Source organism: Streptomyces sp. NPDC007929, assembly GCF_042959065.1.
GTDB lineage: Bacteria > Actinomycetota > Actinomycetes > Streptomycetales > Streptomycetaceae > Streptomyces.
In genome coordinates this window covers 207,428-222,551 of record NZ_JBIBKD010000006.1, presented here as the reverse complement: position 1 = coordinate 222,551, position 15,124 = coordinate 207,428, and the positions used below count along the sequence as shown (strand labels likewise).

At 70.9% G+C, this 15,124-nt stretch carries 13 protein-coding genes; 7 read left to right on the top strand and 6 right to left on the bottom strand.

The window, feature by feature from the left end:
- Positions 1 to 46 precede the first annotated feature (46 nt).
- Positions 47 to 1,039 (top strand): aldo/keto reductase, encoded by a 993-nt coding sequence (locus tag ACFZDE_RS21790; protein ID WP_391000796.1) that lies wholly within the window; start codon positions 47 to 49, stop codon positions 1,037 to 1,039.
- A 204-nt stretch (positions 1,040 to 1,243) separates the two neighbouring features.
- Here the strand turns inward: ACFZDE_RS21790 and thpR are convergent, their stop codons facing one another.
- Positions 1,244 to 1,816 carry an RNA 2',3'-cyclic phosphodiesterase gene (gene thpR, locus ACFZDE_RS21785; protein WP_391201852.1) on the bottom strand — a complete coding sequence of 191 codons (573 nt, stop codon included), beginning with the start codon at positions 1,814 to 1,816 and terminating at the stop codon, positions 1,244 to 1,246.
- Positions 1,817 to 1,841: 25 nt separating this feature from the next.
- Here thpR and ACFZDE_RS21780 point away from each other — a divergent pair, with 25 nt between their 5' ends.
- Entirely contained in the window at positions 1,842 to 2,363 is a 522-nt protein-coding gene (locus ACFZDE_RS21780; RefSeq protein ID WP_391201849.1) for a GNAT family N-acetyltransferase, read from the top strand.
- A gap of 96 nt (positions 2,364 to 2,459) precedes the next feature.
- Entirely contained in the window at positions 2,460 to 3,047 is a 588-nt protein-coding gene (locus tag ACFZDE_RS21775; RefSeq protein ID WP_391201847.1) for a Uma2 family endonuclease, read from the top strand.
- Between the two features lie 9 nt (positions 3,048 to 3,056).
- Here the strand turns inward: ACFZDE_RS21775 and ACFZDE_RS21770 are convergent, their stop codons facing one another.
- Together ACFZDE_RS21770 and ACFZDE_RS21765 are read right to left on the bottom strand one after the other, a co-directional pair.
- Positions 3,057 to 4,430 (bottom strand): MFS transporter, encoded by a 1,374-nt coding sequence (locus ACFZDE_RS21770; protein ID WP_391201844.1) that lies wholly within the window; start codon positions 4,428 to 4,430, stop codon positions 3,057 to 3,059.
- A gap of 27 nt (positions 4,431 to 4,457) precedes the next feature.
- Positions 4,458 to 4,895, bottom strand: coding sequence for a MarR family transcriptional regulator (locus ACFZDE_RS21765; RefSeq protein WP_391201841.1), 438 nt, complete (start codon positions 4,893 to 4,895; stop codon positions 4,458 to 4,460).
- Between the two features lie 154 nt (positions 4,896 to 5,049).
- Between ACFZDE_RS21765 and ACFZDE_RS21760 the strand changes: the two genes are divergently transcribed.
- Entirely contained in the window at positions 5,050 to 5,277 is a 228-nt protein-coding gene (locus ACFZDE_RS21760; protein ID WP_391000781.1) for a ribbon-helix-helix protein, CopG family, read from the top strand.
- Here ACFZDE_RS21760 and ACFZDE_RS21755 read toward each other — a convergent pair.
- Entirely contained in the window at positions 5,247 to 6,698 is a 1,452-nt protein-coding gene (locus ACFZDE_RS21755) for a solute carrier family 23 protein (RefSeq protein WP_391000778.1), read from the bottom strand. The two genes, ACFZDE_RS21760 and ACFZDE_RS21755, sit on opposite strands and share 31 nt — an antisense overlap.
- A gap of 117 nt (positions 6,699 to 6,815) precedes the next feature.
- Here ACFZDE_RS21755 and ACFZDE_RS21750 point away from each other — a divergent pair, with 117 nt between their 5' ends.
- The 3 genes from ACFZDE_RS21750 to ACFZDE_RS21740 all read left to right on the top strand — a co-directional run bounded on the left by ACFZDE_RS21750 (position 6,816) and on the right by ACFZDE_RS21740 (position 10,879).
- Positions 6,816 to 7,088, top strand: coding sequence for a DUF2530 domain-containing protein (locus tag ACFZDE_RS21750; protein WP_391000776.1), 273 nt, complete (start codon positions 6,816 to 6,818; stop codon positions 7,086 to 7,088).
- Between the two features lie 405 nt (positions 7,089 to 7,493).
- Positions 7,494 to 8,339 carry a methyltransferase domain-containing protein gene (locus ACFZDE_RS21745; protein ID WP_391201838.1) on the top strand — a complete coding sequence of 282 codons (846 nt, stop codon included), beginning with the start codon at positions 7,494 to 7,496 and terminating at the stop codon, positions 8,337 to 8,339.
- A gap of 146 nt (positions 8,340 to 8,485) precedes the next feature.
- A complete protein-coding gene (locus ACFZDE_RS21740) occupies positions 8,486 to 10,879 on the top strand; it encodes an HAD-IC family P-type ATPase (RefSeq protein ID WP_391201835.1) in 2,394 nt (797 codons plus the stop codon).
- A gap of 23 nt (positions 10,880 to 10,902) precedes the next feature.
- On the opposite strand, the gene ACFZDE_RS21735 is transcribed toward ACFZDE_RS21740, so the two are convergent.
- Positions 10,903 to 11,769, bottom strand: coding sequence for a calcium-binding protein (locus ACFZDE_RS21735; protein ID WP_391000767.1), 867 nt, complete (start codon positions 11,767 to 11,769; stop codon positions 10,903 to 10,905).
- A 183-nt stretch (positions 11,770 to 11,952) separates the two neighbouring features.
- Positions 11,953 to 15,081 carry a sacsin N-terminal ATP-binding-like domain-containing protein gene (locus tag ACFZDE_RS21730; protein ID WP_391201832.1) on the bottom strand — a complete coding sequence of 1,043 codons (3,129 nt, stop codon included), beginning with the start codon at positions 15,079 to 15,081 and terminating at the stop codon, positions 11,953 to 11,955.
- Positions 15,082 to 15,124: the final 43 nt, after the last annotated feature.

The window sequence follows — 15,124 nt, the reverse complement described above, 5'->3', positions numbered from 1 at the left end:
CTGCGTGCTTGCCTGGAGCGCACTCGAAGACGTTGGCTTGGGGACCATGGAGTACACGCAGCTCGGACGCACGGGACTCAAGGTCAGCAGGCTCGTCCTCGGCACCATGAACTTCGGTCCGCAGACCGACGAGGCCGACAGCCACGCCATCATGGACGCGGCACTGGACGCGGGCATCAACTTCTTCGACACGGCCAACGTCTACGGCTGGGGCGAGAACAAGGGCCGTACCGAAAGCATCATCGGCAACTGGTTCGCCAAGGGCGAGGGACGCCGCGACAAGGTCGTCCTCGCCACGAAGGTGTACGGCAACATGGGCGCCGACGGCCCGGCCTGGCCCAACCACGACAAACTCTCCGCGCTCAACATCCGGCGGGCCGTGGACGCCAGCCTCAAGCGGCTCCGGACCGACCACATCGACGTCTACCAGTTCCACCACGTCGACCGGGACACCCCCTTCGACGAGATCTGGCAGGCGATCGACGTCCTGGTCCAGCAGGGCAAGATCCTCTACGTCGGATCGTCCAACTTCCCCGGTTACAAGATCGCCCAGGCCAACGAGATCGCCGCCCGGCGCGGCGGGACCATCGGCCTGGTCAGCGAGCAGTGCCTGTACAACCTCGCCGAGCGGCGCGCCGAGATGGAGGTGATCCCGGCCGCGCAGGAGTACGGGCTCGGTGTCATCCCGTGGTCGCCGCTGCACGGCGGTCTGCTGGGCGGTGTCCTCAAGAAGGAGGTCGAGGGCGGTCGTCGCGCCTCCGGCCGCGCGGCCGACGCACTGAACGACCCGGCCACCCGGGCGCAGCTCCAGTCCTACGAGGACCTGCTCGACAAGCACGGCATCGAGCCCGGCGAGGCCGCCCTGGCCTGGCTGCTGACCCGCCCCGGCGTGACCGGCCCGATCGTCGGCCCGCGCACCGCCGAACAGCTCGCCTCCGCCGTCCGCGCCACCGAGCTGGAACTCTCCGAGGACCTCCTGACGGCCCTGGACGACATCTTCCCGGGCCCGGGCCGAAGCCCGGAGGCCTTCGCCTGGTGACACCGGGAGGGCGAGCGCCCTTCTTTTGAGGGGCGCGGGGAACTGCGCGACCAGCCCCCACCGGCCCGCAGTCGAAGATACGGGCCGTCCGCAGTCCCCGCCCCCTACCTTCCGATCACGGAAGCGAGGGCGACGACGAGAAACATCAGCACGAGCACACCGGCCATGATCCGGTTGCGGGTTTTCGGGTCCACGACACCGAGCCTAACCGGCGCCCCCGAGTGCCCAGCGCCCGACCGCCTCGTACCGGGGCTGCTTCCCGGGCACCCCGGACGTCGGCAGATGGCTCCGCATCAGGCAGAGCTCCCGCACGGTCCAGCTCCGGCCCGTGAATCCGGCGAGCGTGTCCAGGAAGGGCCGCACGTCCCCCGCCGCCCGGCTCCGCGCCACGGTCAGATGGGCCTTGTACCGCCGGTGCTCCCCCATCGGCACCCCGGCCTTGCGCGCCGCCGCCTCGGCCCGCTCGGCCAGCAGCCGCAGGGTCGCCAGATCCCCCTCGGCCCCGGCCCACAGCGCCTTTCCGTGCCCGAACTGCCCACCACCCCGTACGGCCAGGGTGAACGGTTCGGTCCGGCGCGCGGCCCGCTCCAGCCGTTCCGACAGCCCGGGGACGAGACCGTCGTCGACCTCGCCGTAGAAGGCGAGCGTGAAGTGCCAGCCGGGACGGCCGGTCCAGCGCATCCCGTCGGCACCGGGCAGCCCGCGCAACTCGTCGACCACAGAGCCGAGTTCACGACACACCTCATCAGGGGGCAGCACGGCCGCGAAGAGTCTCATGGACCCAGCCTGGCACCATGGGGCGATGCGGATCACCATCCGGGACGGCGGGCCCGACGACATTCCCGCGATACTCGGCATGCTCGACAGCTGCGTGGAGTGGCTGGTCTCCCAGGGGCGCACGGGGCAGTGGGGCACGAAGCCCCTGTCGCAGAGCCCGAAGACGGTGGAGTCGGTCGGCCGGTACATGGAGGAGGGCAGCGTGTACATGGCCGACGTCGACGGCGTCCCGGCCGGCACCCTCACCCTCACCGGCTCGGCGGGCGCCTACCTGTCCCACCTCCCCCACCCCGGCGAACCCGAGCGCTACATCCACTGGCTCGCCTCCGACCGCCGCTTCCAGGGCCACGGCGTGGGCAGCGCCCTCCTCAGCCACGCCGCCGAGGAGACCCGCCGCGCCGGAATCTCCCTCCTCCGCGTCGACTGCTACGCCGGTGACGACGGCAAGCTCGTCCGCTACTACGAGTCCAACGGCTTCACCCGCACCGTGGCCTTCACGGTGGGCGAGAACAAGTGGCCGGGACAGTTGCTGGCCAGGCGGGTGTAGGCGGCCTCCGGACCCGGGCGTGTCCAGGTCACCGTGCGTATCGTTGTACCGCGCGGCCGGATTCATCCATGGATGCGGCCGGGGAGGAGCGCCACGATGACCGTCCTTGACGACAGGATCGAGATGGCCGACAGCAGCGGTGAACTCACCCTCGACACGATGTTCGAGTGGGTGGAGACGATGCCGGTCCCCGATGGCTACAAGGTCGAGATCGTCGGGGGGAACATCTTCATGGCGCCTCAGCGGGACACCCACTGGGACATCATCCTGGACATCGTCGAGCAGCTGCGCAGCAAGTATCCACGCAAGCGCGTCAAATCCGACGTCCGTGTCGACTATCCGGGCCACCTCAACGGCTTCGCCTCCGACATCACGGTGATGGCGGAGGGCTCGGCGAAGAACGACAAGGGCCTGTGGCGCTATCAGGACGTCGAGTTCGTCGCCGAGGTGATCTCCAGGAAGACCGGGGCGAACGACTACGGCCCCAAGAAGGACGCCTACGCCGCCGCAGGCGTGCCGGTGTACCTGATCGTGGATCCGTACACCGGCCGCTGGCATCTGCACACCAAGCCCAGGGACGGCGAGTACCGGGGCGAGCTGAGTCTGGACTTCGGGGACGAGATCGACCTGACCGGCACCGTGGTCGGGCTCGTCCTGGAAACCGCCGAGTTCCCCCGGGACTGACGCCGCCTCCTAGGCCGCCGGGGCCAGCTGCTCCCGCTCCCGGGGCACGAACCGCACCCGGGGGTGGCCGCCGTGCCAGCCCACCGACAGGCGCAGGTTGCCGACGCGGGCCAGGATCAGGCCGATGACCGCCGCGGCGAGCACCGCCACCGCGCCGCCGGCCGCGAGGCCGATCCGGGCACCGTACGTGTCGGTGATCCAGCCGACGATCGGGGCGCCGACCGGGGAGCCGCCGAGGAAGACCATCATGTAGAGGGCCATGACACGGCCGCGCATGGCCGGGTCGGTGGACATCTGGATGCTGGTGTTCGTCGTGACGTTGACGGTCATGCCGAACAGGCCCAGTGGGACCATGAGCAGGGCGAACATCCACAGCGTGGGGGTCGTCGCCGCCAGGATCTCCAGCGCGCCGAAGGCCATGGCCGCCACGATCAGCAGCCGCAGCCGGGCCGTGCCCCGCCGCGCCGCGAGCAGCGCGCCCGCGACCGAGCCGACCGCCATCAGCGTGTTGAACATGCTGTACGCGCCCGCCCCCGCGTGGAACACGTCGTCCGCGAACGCCGAGAGGTACACGGGGAAGTTGAAGGCGAACGTGCCGACGAACCCGACCAGGACGATCGGCCAGATCAGCTCCGGGCGGCCGGTGACGTACCGCACGCCCTCCCGCAGCTGCCCCTTGCCGCGCGGGGCGCGCTCCACGACGTGCAGCTCACGGGCGCGCATCAGCAGCAGTCCGGTGAGCGGCGCGATGAAGGACAGGCCGTTGAAGAGGAAGGCGTAGCCGGTGCCGACGCCGGTGATGAGGAGGCCCGCGACGGCGGGGCCGACCAGGCGTGCGGACTGGAAGTTCGCGGAGTTCAGGCTGACGGCGTTCTGCAGCTGCCCCGGTCCGACCAGCTCGGAGACGAAGGACTGGCGGGCCGGGTTGTCCATGACGGTGGCGAGTCCGACGGCGAACGCGGCGACGTACACGTGCCACACCTGGACCTGGCCGGTGAGGGTGAGGACGGCCAGGGCGATGGCGGTGAGCGCCATCGAGGTCTGTGTCACGAGCAAGGTGGGCCGCTTGCGCAGCCGGTCGACGAGGACACCGCCATAGAGGCCGAAGAGCAGCATCGGCAGGAACTGCAGGGCGGTGGTGATGCCGACGGCGGCGGAGGAGCCGGTGAGGCTGAGCACCAGCCAGTCCTGGGCGATGCGCTGCATCCAGGTGCCGATGTTCGAGACGACCTGCCCCATGAAGAACAGGCGGTAGTTGCGCACCTTGAGGGAGGAGAACATCGAGGACTTGCGGGCGGGCCGGGCGGCGGGTGCGTCGGAGGTGGGTGGGGTCTCGTGGGGATCAGGTGCGGGGGCGGAAGGTGTTCCGGGTCCCGAACTCAAAGGGTTCGCCTCCTTGCGATGTACGGCTTACAGATGCGCGAGCTTCTCCAGCACGGGGGCGGCGGCGCGCAGTTTCGCCCACTCGTCGTCGTCGAGGTTCTCCACCAGCGTGGCCAGGAACGCGTTCCGCTTGGCGCGGCTCTCTTCAAGCATGGCCTCGGCCTGCTCGGTGCGTGTGACGACCTTCTGGCGGCGGTCCTCGGGGTGCGGCTCCAGCCGGACCAGCCCCTTGGCCTCCAGCAGCGCCACGATGCGGGTCATCGACGGCGGCTGGACGTGCTCCTTGCGGGCGAGCTCGCCCGGTGTGGCCCGGCCGCACAACGACAGGGTGCCCAGCACCGACATCTCGGTGGGGCTGAGCGATTCGTCGACCCGCTGGTGCTTGAGGCGACGGGACAGCCGCATCACCGCGGATCGGAGGGAGTTCACGGCGGCTACGTCGTCGCCATGGCTGAGGTCCGACATGTTCTTTAGCGTAACTCATTACTCTCGCTAAAGACCAGCGGAATACGCAGGAACCCCCGTGACCCCCGCCACTGAACCGTGACATCACTCATATGGGTGACACAGCGGCGGAACGCGCCCCGCCGCACCGAACACTGCCGCGACCCTCATCGTCATGGGGACCAGCGTGCTCAGCCTGCGAATAGACCACGACCTGCTCGAACGGCTCAGGCACCATGCCGCGAAAAGAGGAATGAGCGTCCAGGACTATGTCGTCCGGACGCTCATCCGCGATGACTTCGACGAACGCTTCCAGTCCGCCGTGGAGGAGACGGAGAGGTTCTACGGCTCACCCGACTCCGGTGACGGGGATCAGGTCAGACCCAGCGCCGGCATCAGGTAGTAGAACCCGAACACCGCCGACACCGCGTACATCGCCACCGGCACCTCCCGGCCCCGCCCGGCCGCCAGCCGCAGCACCACGAAGGTGATGAAGCCCATGCCGATGCCGTTGGTGATCGAGTAGGTGAACGGCATCATCAGCATCGTCACGAAGGCCGGGACGGCGATCGTGTAGTCAGCCCAGTCGATCTCCTTGACCGACCCGGCCATGATCAGGAAGCCGACCGCGACCAGCGCGGGCGTGGCCGCCTGGGACGGGACCATCGTGGCGACCGGCGTCAGGAACAGCGCGACGGCGAAGAGGCCACCGGTGACGACGTTCGCCAGACCGGTCCTGGCCCCCTCACCGACACCCGCCGTGGACTCGACGAAGGCGGTCGTCGCCGAGGAGGAACTGGCGCCACCGGCGGCGACCGCGAGGCCGTCGACGAACAGCACCCGGTTGATGCCGGGCATCTGCCCCTCGCCGTCGGTCAGCTTCGCCTCGTCGGAGACGCCCATGATCGTGCCCATCGCGTCGAAGAAGCACGACAGCAGCACGGTGAAGACGAAGAGCACGCCGGTCAGCATGCCGACCTTGTCGAAGCCGCCGAACAGGCTGACCTGCCCGATCAGCCCGAAGTCGGGGCTGGCGACCGGGTTGCCCGGCCACTTCGGGGCGGTGAGGCCCCAGCTCGGCACCTTCGCCACCGCTTCGACGACCACGGCCACCACGGTCATGGCGACGATCGAGAGGAGAATCGCGCCGGACACCTTGCGCACGATGAGCGCGAGCGTCAGCAGCACCCCCAGCACGAACACGAGAACCGGCCACCCGTTGAGGTGCCCGTCACCACCCAGCTGGAGCGGAACGGTGGTCTGGGCGGCGTCCGGGATCCGGGAGACGAAGCCCGCGTCCACCAGCCCGATCAGCATGATGAACAGGCCGATGCCGATGGAGATGGCCTTGCGCAGCCCGTAGGGCACGGCGTTCATGACGCGCTCGCGCAGTCCGGTGGCCACCAGCAGCATGACCACGAACCCGGCGAGGACCACCATGCCCATCGCGTCCGGCCAGGACATCCGCGGGGCGAGCTGGAGGGCCACGACGGAGTTCACACCGAGCCCGGCCGCCAGCGCGATCGGGACGTTGCCGATGACGCCCATCAGCAGCGTGGTCAGCGCGGCGGTCAGTGCCGTCGCGGTGACCAGTTGCCCGTTGTCGAGCTGGTGACCGTACATGTCCTTGGCGCTGCCGAGGATGATCGGGTTCAGCACGATGATGTAGGCCATCGCGAAGAAGGTGGCGAGACCGCCGCGCACCTCGCGGGGCAGGGTGCTGCCCCGCTCGGAGATCCGGAAGAAGCGGTCGAGCGCGCCGAACGCGGACCCGGCTCCCGGCTGCTGAGGGGCGGGGACCTTGGCAGGAGCCGAGGAGGACATTTCTTGGAGTTTCCTACGAAGAGAAGTGGTCAGACACAAACCGTTTCAGTATGAACATATAAAGCTCCGCTCGGCCATCTCCGCGCGTAGACCAGAAGGCCTCGTAAGCTGTCCCCCATGGCGAAGTGGACCCCCAGACACGAGGCGCCGGAGCCCCTTGAGGGCCCCGTGGTCGCCACCATCACCGGCGGCACGATCCTGTGGTTCGTCCTCTTCCTGGTCCAGCTCCCCTTCTACGGCTGGTTCGACGACCACGGCCACACCTGGTGGGTATGGACCTGCCTGGCCGGCGGCGGCCTGGGCCTGATCGGCATCTGGTACGTCCGCAAACGAGACGCGGCGATCAAGCGCGCGGCACAAGACCCGACGGCGACGCCCACGGCCCCGTAGGCAGGGCCGGGAACACACCCGCACCCGAGTACGGCCAGAAGGGGCCGTTGGGGAACGCACGCGCACCCGCGTACGGCGAGAAGGGGCCGTGTCGGGGGGTGTCCGCCCGCAGCGGTTGGCGCGTCAACGCCAGTCAGTCGGTAAGAAGGTCCATCGCGCCGTTCCGAGGACGGACACCCCCCGGCGCGGCCCCGACCCACCACCCGGCGTCAGGCGAAGCAAAGACGCACGGGCATCACGCGAAGCAAAGGCGCACCCCCACCCGGCATCACGCGAAGCGGAAGCAAACCCGCCGCACTCTCCGACGAGACACCCGCCCACCCCCTCCTTACGCTCAGGAGTGGCGGCGAATCGCTCGAAATCCGTCGGCGCGAAACCGCCGTCCGACCGGTGAGGAGCGCAGCCATGACGATGCAGAACAGCGTGACCGAGGCCGATCGCGCGCTGAAGACCAAGCACCGGGCGATGTGGGCCCAGGGCGACTACCCCTCCCTGGCCGCCGAGATCATCCCCCGGCTCGGCGCGACCCTGGTCGAGGCGTGCGGGGTACGCCCCGGCACCCGGGTGCTGGACGTGGCCGCCGGCTCCGGGAACGCCGCGATCCCGGCCGCCCTGGCCGGCGCGGACGTCGTGGCCTCCGACCTGACACCGGAGCTGTTCGACGCCGGCCGGGCGGCGGCCGAGAAGCAGGGCGCGCGTCTCACCTGGCAGGAGGCCGACGCCGAGGCCCTGCCGTTCGGCGACGCCGAGTTCGACACCGTGCTGTCCTGCGTCGGCGTCATGTTCGCCCCGCACCACCAGCCGACCGCCGACGAACTCGTCCGGGTCTGCCGCCCCGGCGGCACCATCGGACTGCTGAACTGGACGCCCCAGGGCTTCATCGGCCGGATGTTCGCCGCGATGAAGCCGTACGCGCCCCCGCCCCCGCCCGGCGCGCAGCCGCCCCCGCTGTGGGGTGACGAGGACCATGTGCGCGCCCTGCTCGGCGACCGGGTCACGGACGTACGCGCCGAACGCCGCACGGTCCGGGTCGACCGCTTCGAGACCCCCGAGGCGTTCCGCGACTACTTCAAGCAGCGCTACGGCCCGACGATCAGCGTCTACAAGAACATCGCGGACGACCCCGAACGCGTCGCGGCCCTGGACGCCGCCCTGGCGGACCTGGTCCGCGACGCCGACCAGGGCACAGGCCCGGCCGGGACGGCCCTGGAGTGGGAGTACCTGCTGCTCACCGCCCGAAGGGCGAGCTGACACCGGGGCGTGACACGCGAACACGGCACCGTGGCCCGACGACGTACAACTGCCGTACGACCACGGCACGAAGTCCGTCCTTCCCAGGTCGGATCTTCGCCGCATTCAGCGGGTGAAGCGGCAAAACCGCACGTACCGTCGAATGCATGACGCATCTCGACGCGGGTGCCCGGCCCGACTCCGCACGGCCGGCGACGGTCACCTCCCGAGAGACCGGCCTGACCGGTGCTCAGGTCGCCGAACGGGTGGAGCGCGGCCAGGTCAACGACGTACCGGTGCGCAGCAGCCGGTCCACCGTCGACATCGTCCGCGCCAACGTCTTCACCCGCTTCAACGCGATCATCGGCGTGCTGTGGCTGATCATGCTGGTGGTCGCGCCGATCCAGGACAGCCTGTTCGGGTTCGTGATCCTCGCCAACACCGGCATCGGCATCGTCCAGGAGTGGCGGGCGAAGAAGACGCTGGACTCGCTCGCGCTGATCGGCGAGGTCAGGCCGACGGTGCGGCGCGACGGGACCGCGGCGCAGGTCAGCACGTCCGAGATCGTGCTGGACGACCTGATCGAGATCGGGCCCGGGGACAAGGTCGTCGTCGACGGGGTCTGCGTCGAGGCGGACGGTCTGGAGATCGACGAGTCGCTGCTCACCGGTGAGGCCGACCCGGTCGTCAAACAGCCCGGCGACCACGTGATGTCGGGCAGCTTCGTGGTGGCGGGCGGCGGGGCCTTCCAGGCGACGAAGGTCGGCCGTGAGGCCTACGCCGCCCAGCTCGCCGAGGAGGCCTCCCGCTTCACCCTCGTCCAGTCCGAGCTGCGGTCGGGCATCTCCACCATCCTCAAGTACGTCACGTGGATGATGGTGCCGACCGCGATCGGTCTGATCATCAGCCAGCTGGTGGTGAAGGAGAACGCCTTCGACGACTCCGTCGCCCGCACGGTCGGCGGCATCGTCCCGATGGTCCCCGAGGGGCTGGTCCTGCTCACCTCGGTCGCCTTCGCCATCGGCGTGATCCGGCTCGGCCGCAAGCAGTGCCTGGTGCAGGAGCTGCCCGCGATCGAGGGGTTGGCCCGGGTCGACACGGTCTGCCTCGACAAGACCGGCACCCTCACCGAGGGCGGCATGGACGTCACCGAGCTGCGCCCGCTCCAGGGCGCCGACGAGACCTACGTACGGCAGGTGCTCGGCGCGCTCGGCGAGGCCGACCCGCGGCCGAACGCGTCCCTGAAGGCGATCATCGACGCCTACCCGGCGGTGGAGGGCTGGCGCTGCACCGAGGCGCTGCCGTTTTCCTCCGCCCGCAAGTACAGCGGCGCCGTGTTCAGTGAGGGCGACGGGCAGACGAGCCGGTGGCTGCTGGGCGCGCCGGACGTGCTGCTCGCGGACGACGACCCGGCGCTGGCCGAGACCGGGCGGCTGAACGAGCAGGGCGTCAGGGTGCTGCTGCTGGTACGGGTCGCACGGGACCTGGACGATCCGGAGGTGACGAAGGGGGCGCGGCCCACCGCCCTGGTCGTGCTGGAGCAGCGGCTGCGGCCGGACGCCGCGGACACCCTGCGCTACTTCGCCGACCAGAACGTCCGCGCCAAGGTCATCTCCGGCGACAACGCGGTGTCGGTCGGGGCGGTCGCCGCCAAGCTCGGGCTGTCCGGCACGACCGTGGACGCGCGGCGGCTGCCCGCCGAGCAGGAGGACATGGCCGACGCGCTCGACGACGGCACGGTCTTCGGGCGGGTCACCCCGCAGCAGAAGCGGACCATGGTGGGGGCGTTGCAGGCCCGCGGGCACACCGTCGCGATGACGGGCGACGGGGTGAACGACGTGCTCGCCCTGAAGGACGCCGACATCGGGGTCGCGATGGGCTCCGGCTCGGAGGCGACCCGGGCGGTAGCGCAGATCGTGCTGCTGAACAACAGCTTCGCGACGCTGCCGTCGGTGGTGGCGGAGGGCCGCCGGGTCATCGGCAACATTACGCGGGTGGCGACGCTGTTCCTCGTCAAGACGGTGTACTCGGTGCTGCTGGCCGTCCTGGTGGTGTGCTCACAGGTCGAGTACCCGTTCCTGCCGCGCCATCTGACCCTGCTGTCGACGCTGACCATCGGCGTCCCGGCGTTCTTCCTCGCGCTCGCGCCCAACAAGGAGCGCGCGAGGCCGAACTTCGTACGGCGGGTCATGCGGTACGCGATCCCGGGCGGGGCCGTGGCGGCGCTGGCGACCTTCGCGACGTATCTGCTCGCCCGGGAGCACTACACGGGGCCGGGGGCGCTGGACGCGGAGACCAGCGCGGCGACGCTCACGCTGTTCCTGATCTCGATGTGGGTGCTGGCGATCATCGCCCGGCCCTACACCTGGTGGCGGGTGGCGCTGGTCGCGTCCATGGCCGGGGCGTTCCTGCTGGTGCTGGTCGTGCCCTGGTTGCAGCACTTCTTCGCGCTGAAGCTAGTGGGGGTGACGATGCCGTGGACCGCCGTCGGCATCGCGGCGGTGGCGGCGGCCACCCTGGAACTCTCGTGGAGGTGGGTGGACCGCCGCTTCCCCGCTTGAGCGCGGTGCCCCTAGGGGGCGCTCTACTTCACGTCGACGAAGTCACCCGTGGCGTTGATGGCCGGGGTCGTCGTCGTGCCGGCGAAGGAGTAGCGGAAGTAGCCGTCCGCCGAGGCCTTGACGGTGGTCTTCAGCCCGCCCGTGGAGTTGGACTTGATGGTCTTGACGGTGGTGTAGGTGTTGCTGTTCTTCTTGCGGAACTGGAGCTTCACCGACTGGCCGGTGTAGCCGTGGTACTTGTGGTCGTCCCAGTTGGCACGGGACAGCTTGCCCGTGACGGTGATGGTCTTGCCCTTCTTCACCGGCTCCGGCGAGGCGTTGACCGTCAGCTTGGAGGCCCGCTGGACCTTGGCCGTCTTGTAGGCCTCGCGGATCACGTAGTCGCCGTCGTTGCCCGCGGCGGCGGCCCACACCTTCCAGGTACCGGCCAGGATGTTGCGGTAGATGTTCTCGTTCGGGTCGGCGATCAGCGTGACCTTGCAGGTGGCGGTGGTCGCGCTGGTGTCGGTGCACTTGCCGACCTGGTCGTTGTCCAGGCTGGTCGGCACGATCGCGCCGTCGGCGTGGTCGGTGTCCGGGCCGTGCCACAGCATCGCGAAGGCGTCCTGGACGCCTTCCGGGTCGGTGGCCGTCACCGAGACGGTGAAGGACTTCTTGACGGTGGTGCCGACCACGATGTTCTTGCCGGAGTTGACGGTCACGGCCGTGATCTTGGTGTCGCCCAGGGAGTCGTCCGCCGGAGCGGCGGCGGTGAACGGCGTGGCCTTCGAGGTGGACGGAACCAGCGACGCGAGGTTCGGCGTGTGGTTGTCCGCCTGCGCGGCGGGCGCGGCGAGGGCGGAGAGGGCCAGGGCGCCGGTGACGGCGGCCACGGTGGCTCGGATACGCATGCGTTCTCCAGGTGGAGAGGGGCCCCGGTGCTCGTCGTCGGCTCTCGGGGCCCAAGTGATCGTGGAGTCTGTTGACTCACGTGATCAGATAGCCCAGTGATACGCATGGTTGTACGACAGGTGAAAAATTTGTGCGGGAGTTTTCACCGACCGCCGTAGCCGGCCCGGCCGTACCTCACCACCTCAGTCGAACCACCGGTCCCGCGCCAACTCCTCGGTCCTGGACGGGTCTTCGAGCAGCGCCGCCACCTCGAACCGCCGCGGCCACTGCCCCGCCGCCCAGGCGAGCCCCGCGGCGACGCCCTCCAGGGTGGCGGCGTGCAGGACACCGTCGTCGGTGAGCCGCCAGTCGATCTCCACGCCGTCGACGACGAGTTCCTCGTGCTCGACGTAGAACGACGGGGTGTTCCGGCCGAGCAGCACCCGCACCGGCTCGGGCACGTCGTGCTCGGTGCCCTCGGAGGTGACCTTGCCGGTGACGGACTCGCTCAGCCGCCGCACCTGGAACAGTTCGGCCAGGTCGGCGGCGCGGGACGGCCGTACCGGAAGCAGCGGGACGCCCTCGGTGAAGGGCAGCAGGTCGGGCGAGTCGCACACCACGGCGTCAGCCGCGTCCACGACCTCCACCCGGCCGTCGGTGACGGCCCGCAGGTCGTCCGGCAGGGTCACCTGCTCGGGGTCCAGCTCGGCCAACGACCCGTACAGCGCGTGCAGTTGGGCGCCGGTCACCGCACGCTCGGGGTCGGCGAGCCGCTCCAGGAGTTCGGCGGCGCCGCCGGGCTCGTCCAGCAGCGCGGCGACGGACGTCCGCACGCCCAGCGCCCGCAGCACCTGCTCGTCCTCGAACCCGGTCGCGTCGGCCTCGTCGTAGAGCCCGCGCAGCAGCGGGTCGCCGCCTGCGGCCCGCAGGCCGGCCGGGCGGCGGCCGTCGAGCACCGGGTTCCCGCGCAGCCACCAGGCGGTGTACGGCCGGACGGTCTCGTGCGTCCCGTCCGGCAGCAGGATCCGCACGGGCTCCACGATGGCGTCCCGCAGCGGCGGCCGGGACAGCAGCGCCAGCGCCTGCGCCCACTTGTCCTCGTCGACGAGGTCCAGGTCCCGTACGGCGACGATCTCGGTGGCCACCGGCGGCACCGGGCTGTCCGGGAAGCGGTCCAGGACGTCCTCGCACCACACGTCGACGGCGTCCAGCAGGCCCGCGTCGTCCGGCTCGGCGAAGTCGCCCTCGCGGGGCTCCAGTTCGTCCGGGTCGAGGACGACGTCGGTGGCACGGACCAGCGCGAAGTCCACCAGCACACCGCAGGCGGCCAGCGGCTGCTCACCCCACTTGCCGGCCAGCTCGGCGTCCACAGCGGCGAGTTCGCCCTCGCGCATCACCTGGGCGAAGGGGCTGCCGGGGTAGACCAGTTCGCAGGCCGGGGCCGGTTCGCCGTCCTCGTCGGGCAGCGCGAGCGCGCCGAGCCAGGGCTCGTCACCGGGTTCCAGACCGGCGTCCCGCACCAGCGCGAGCACGGTGTCGGCCAGTTCGTCGGCGTCGAGGACGTCCTCCTCCCAGTTCACACCGCCCTCGTCGTCCAGGGACGCGGCGACGGCGGCCCGGACCTGCGGGGTGGTGAGGACGGCCCGGGGGGTCGCGGGCAGCGCGCCGAGCTTCTCCAGGATCGGGTGGGCGGCGTCCGGGTGGGCGACCTTCAGTCCGAGCCGGGCCAGCACCTCGGGGTCGATCCGGGCAGTCTCAGCGCCGGGCAGCAGGATCTGCCGGGGTCCGATGGTGGTGCGGCCGTCGGCGAGCGGGACCGGGAGCCCCGACAGACGGTCCGGGTCGATCCCGGCCAGGCTGTCGTAGAGCCGCCGCCACCAGCCGGGTTCCTTCTCCAGCCCGGCGAGGCGGTCGATCGCGTCGGTCAGCGGGACGCGGGCGACGCCCAGGGTCCGCAGCTCGGCGCGGCGCTCCAGCCCGGCGGGCAGCAGCGTGGGCAGCACCTCGGCGAGCACCCGCACGGTGTCCGCGCCCGCGCCCTCGACGATCTCGGCGTCCCGGGGCCGCAGGGCGTCGGGCAGGTCGTCACCCTCACGGGGCGGGAGGGCGGGCGGCAGGAACGACGTACGAGGCAGCCGGTCCAGGATCGCCTGGCGCAGGGCGCCGTCCAGCTCGCCCTTGCCGAGCGGGCCGGGTACCAGGCCGATGATGTCGGAGGTCACCGGCCGCCAGTCGCCGAGGAGTTCGGCGTAGGCGTCGGCCGCGCGCTGGACGAGGAAGTCGGTCAGCGGGCCGGGGGCGGCGTGCCGGCGGGTGGAGTCCAGCGGGAACGAGGCGATGAGCAGCGCCGGGACGCCGAGCGGTTCGTCGCTCGGGGTGGGGGCGTGCACGACCGCGCTGGTGCGGGGCCGGGCGGGGCTGCCGTCGCTGCCCACGGGGACGGCCCAGGTGACGGACCAGTGGGGCCGCAGCCGCTCCTCGACGGGCCGGTCGGTGAGGAGGTCGGGGGTGAGGGGCCCGTGAGCCGCGGCGGTACGCCAGTGGGTGACGCCGTGGACGGAGTCGTCGACGACGGTGAAGGCACCGTCGGTACGGCGGGTGAGGGTCCGCGGGCTCTCCCCGTCGATCTCGACGACCAGCTCGTCGAGCCCGGGGAGGGTGAGCAGCAGGGCGTCGTCGACGGCCCTCAGCAGCCGCTCGGCGAGGTCGGCGGCGGCCGCGTCCCGCAGCGGCAGGATGACGGCGGTGTCGTACGGGGCGGGTGCGGTGCCCTCGGCGGCGTACGGCAGGCGCAGCAGCGGTACGTGGCCGTCCCGGCGGCGGACCTCGTCGCCGAGGCCGGGGCTGTGCCGGGCGGTCTCGGCGGCCAGTGCCCTGGCCTCGGCGAGCGACCACCGCACGCCGCCGTGCCGGCCGACGACGGCGGGCTCGTCGGTGACGGAGAGGACGGCGGCGAAGCCGACGCCGAACCGTCCCACGGAGGACGTGTCGCGCGGGTCCCGCTTGGCGGAGGCGCGCAGCGTGGACAGCGACTCCACTCCGGCGGCGTCCAGCGGGGCGCCGGTGTTGGCGGCGACGAGCACGCCGTCGCGCAGGGTGAGCCGCAACCGACCGGGCACCCCGGCCCGGGCCGCCGCGTCGGCGGCGTTCTGCGCGAGCTCCACGACGAGCCGGTCCCGGTAGCCGCCGAGTACCAGGTCCTCCTCGGCGTTGGCGTCCTCACGGAACCGGGCGGGGCTGGTGGCCCAGGCGTCGAGGACACCGCGCCGCAGTCGGGCCGTACCGAACGGATCGGCCCCCTCGGCGGCGCGCCGCACGAACTTGCTGCTCACGTTCCGTTCCTTCTCCTCGTGGACGTGAGGAGAAGGTACCGCC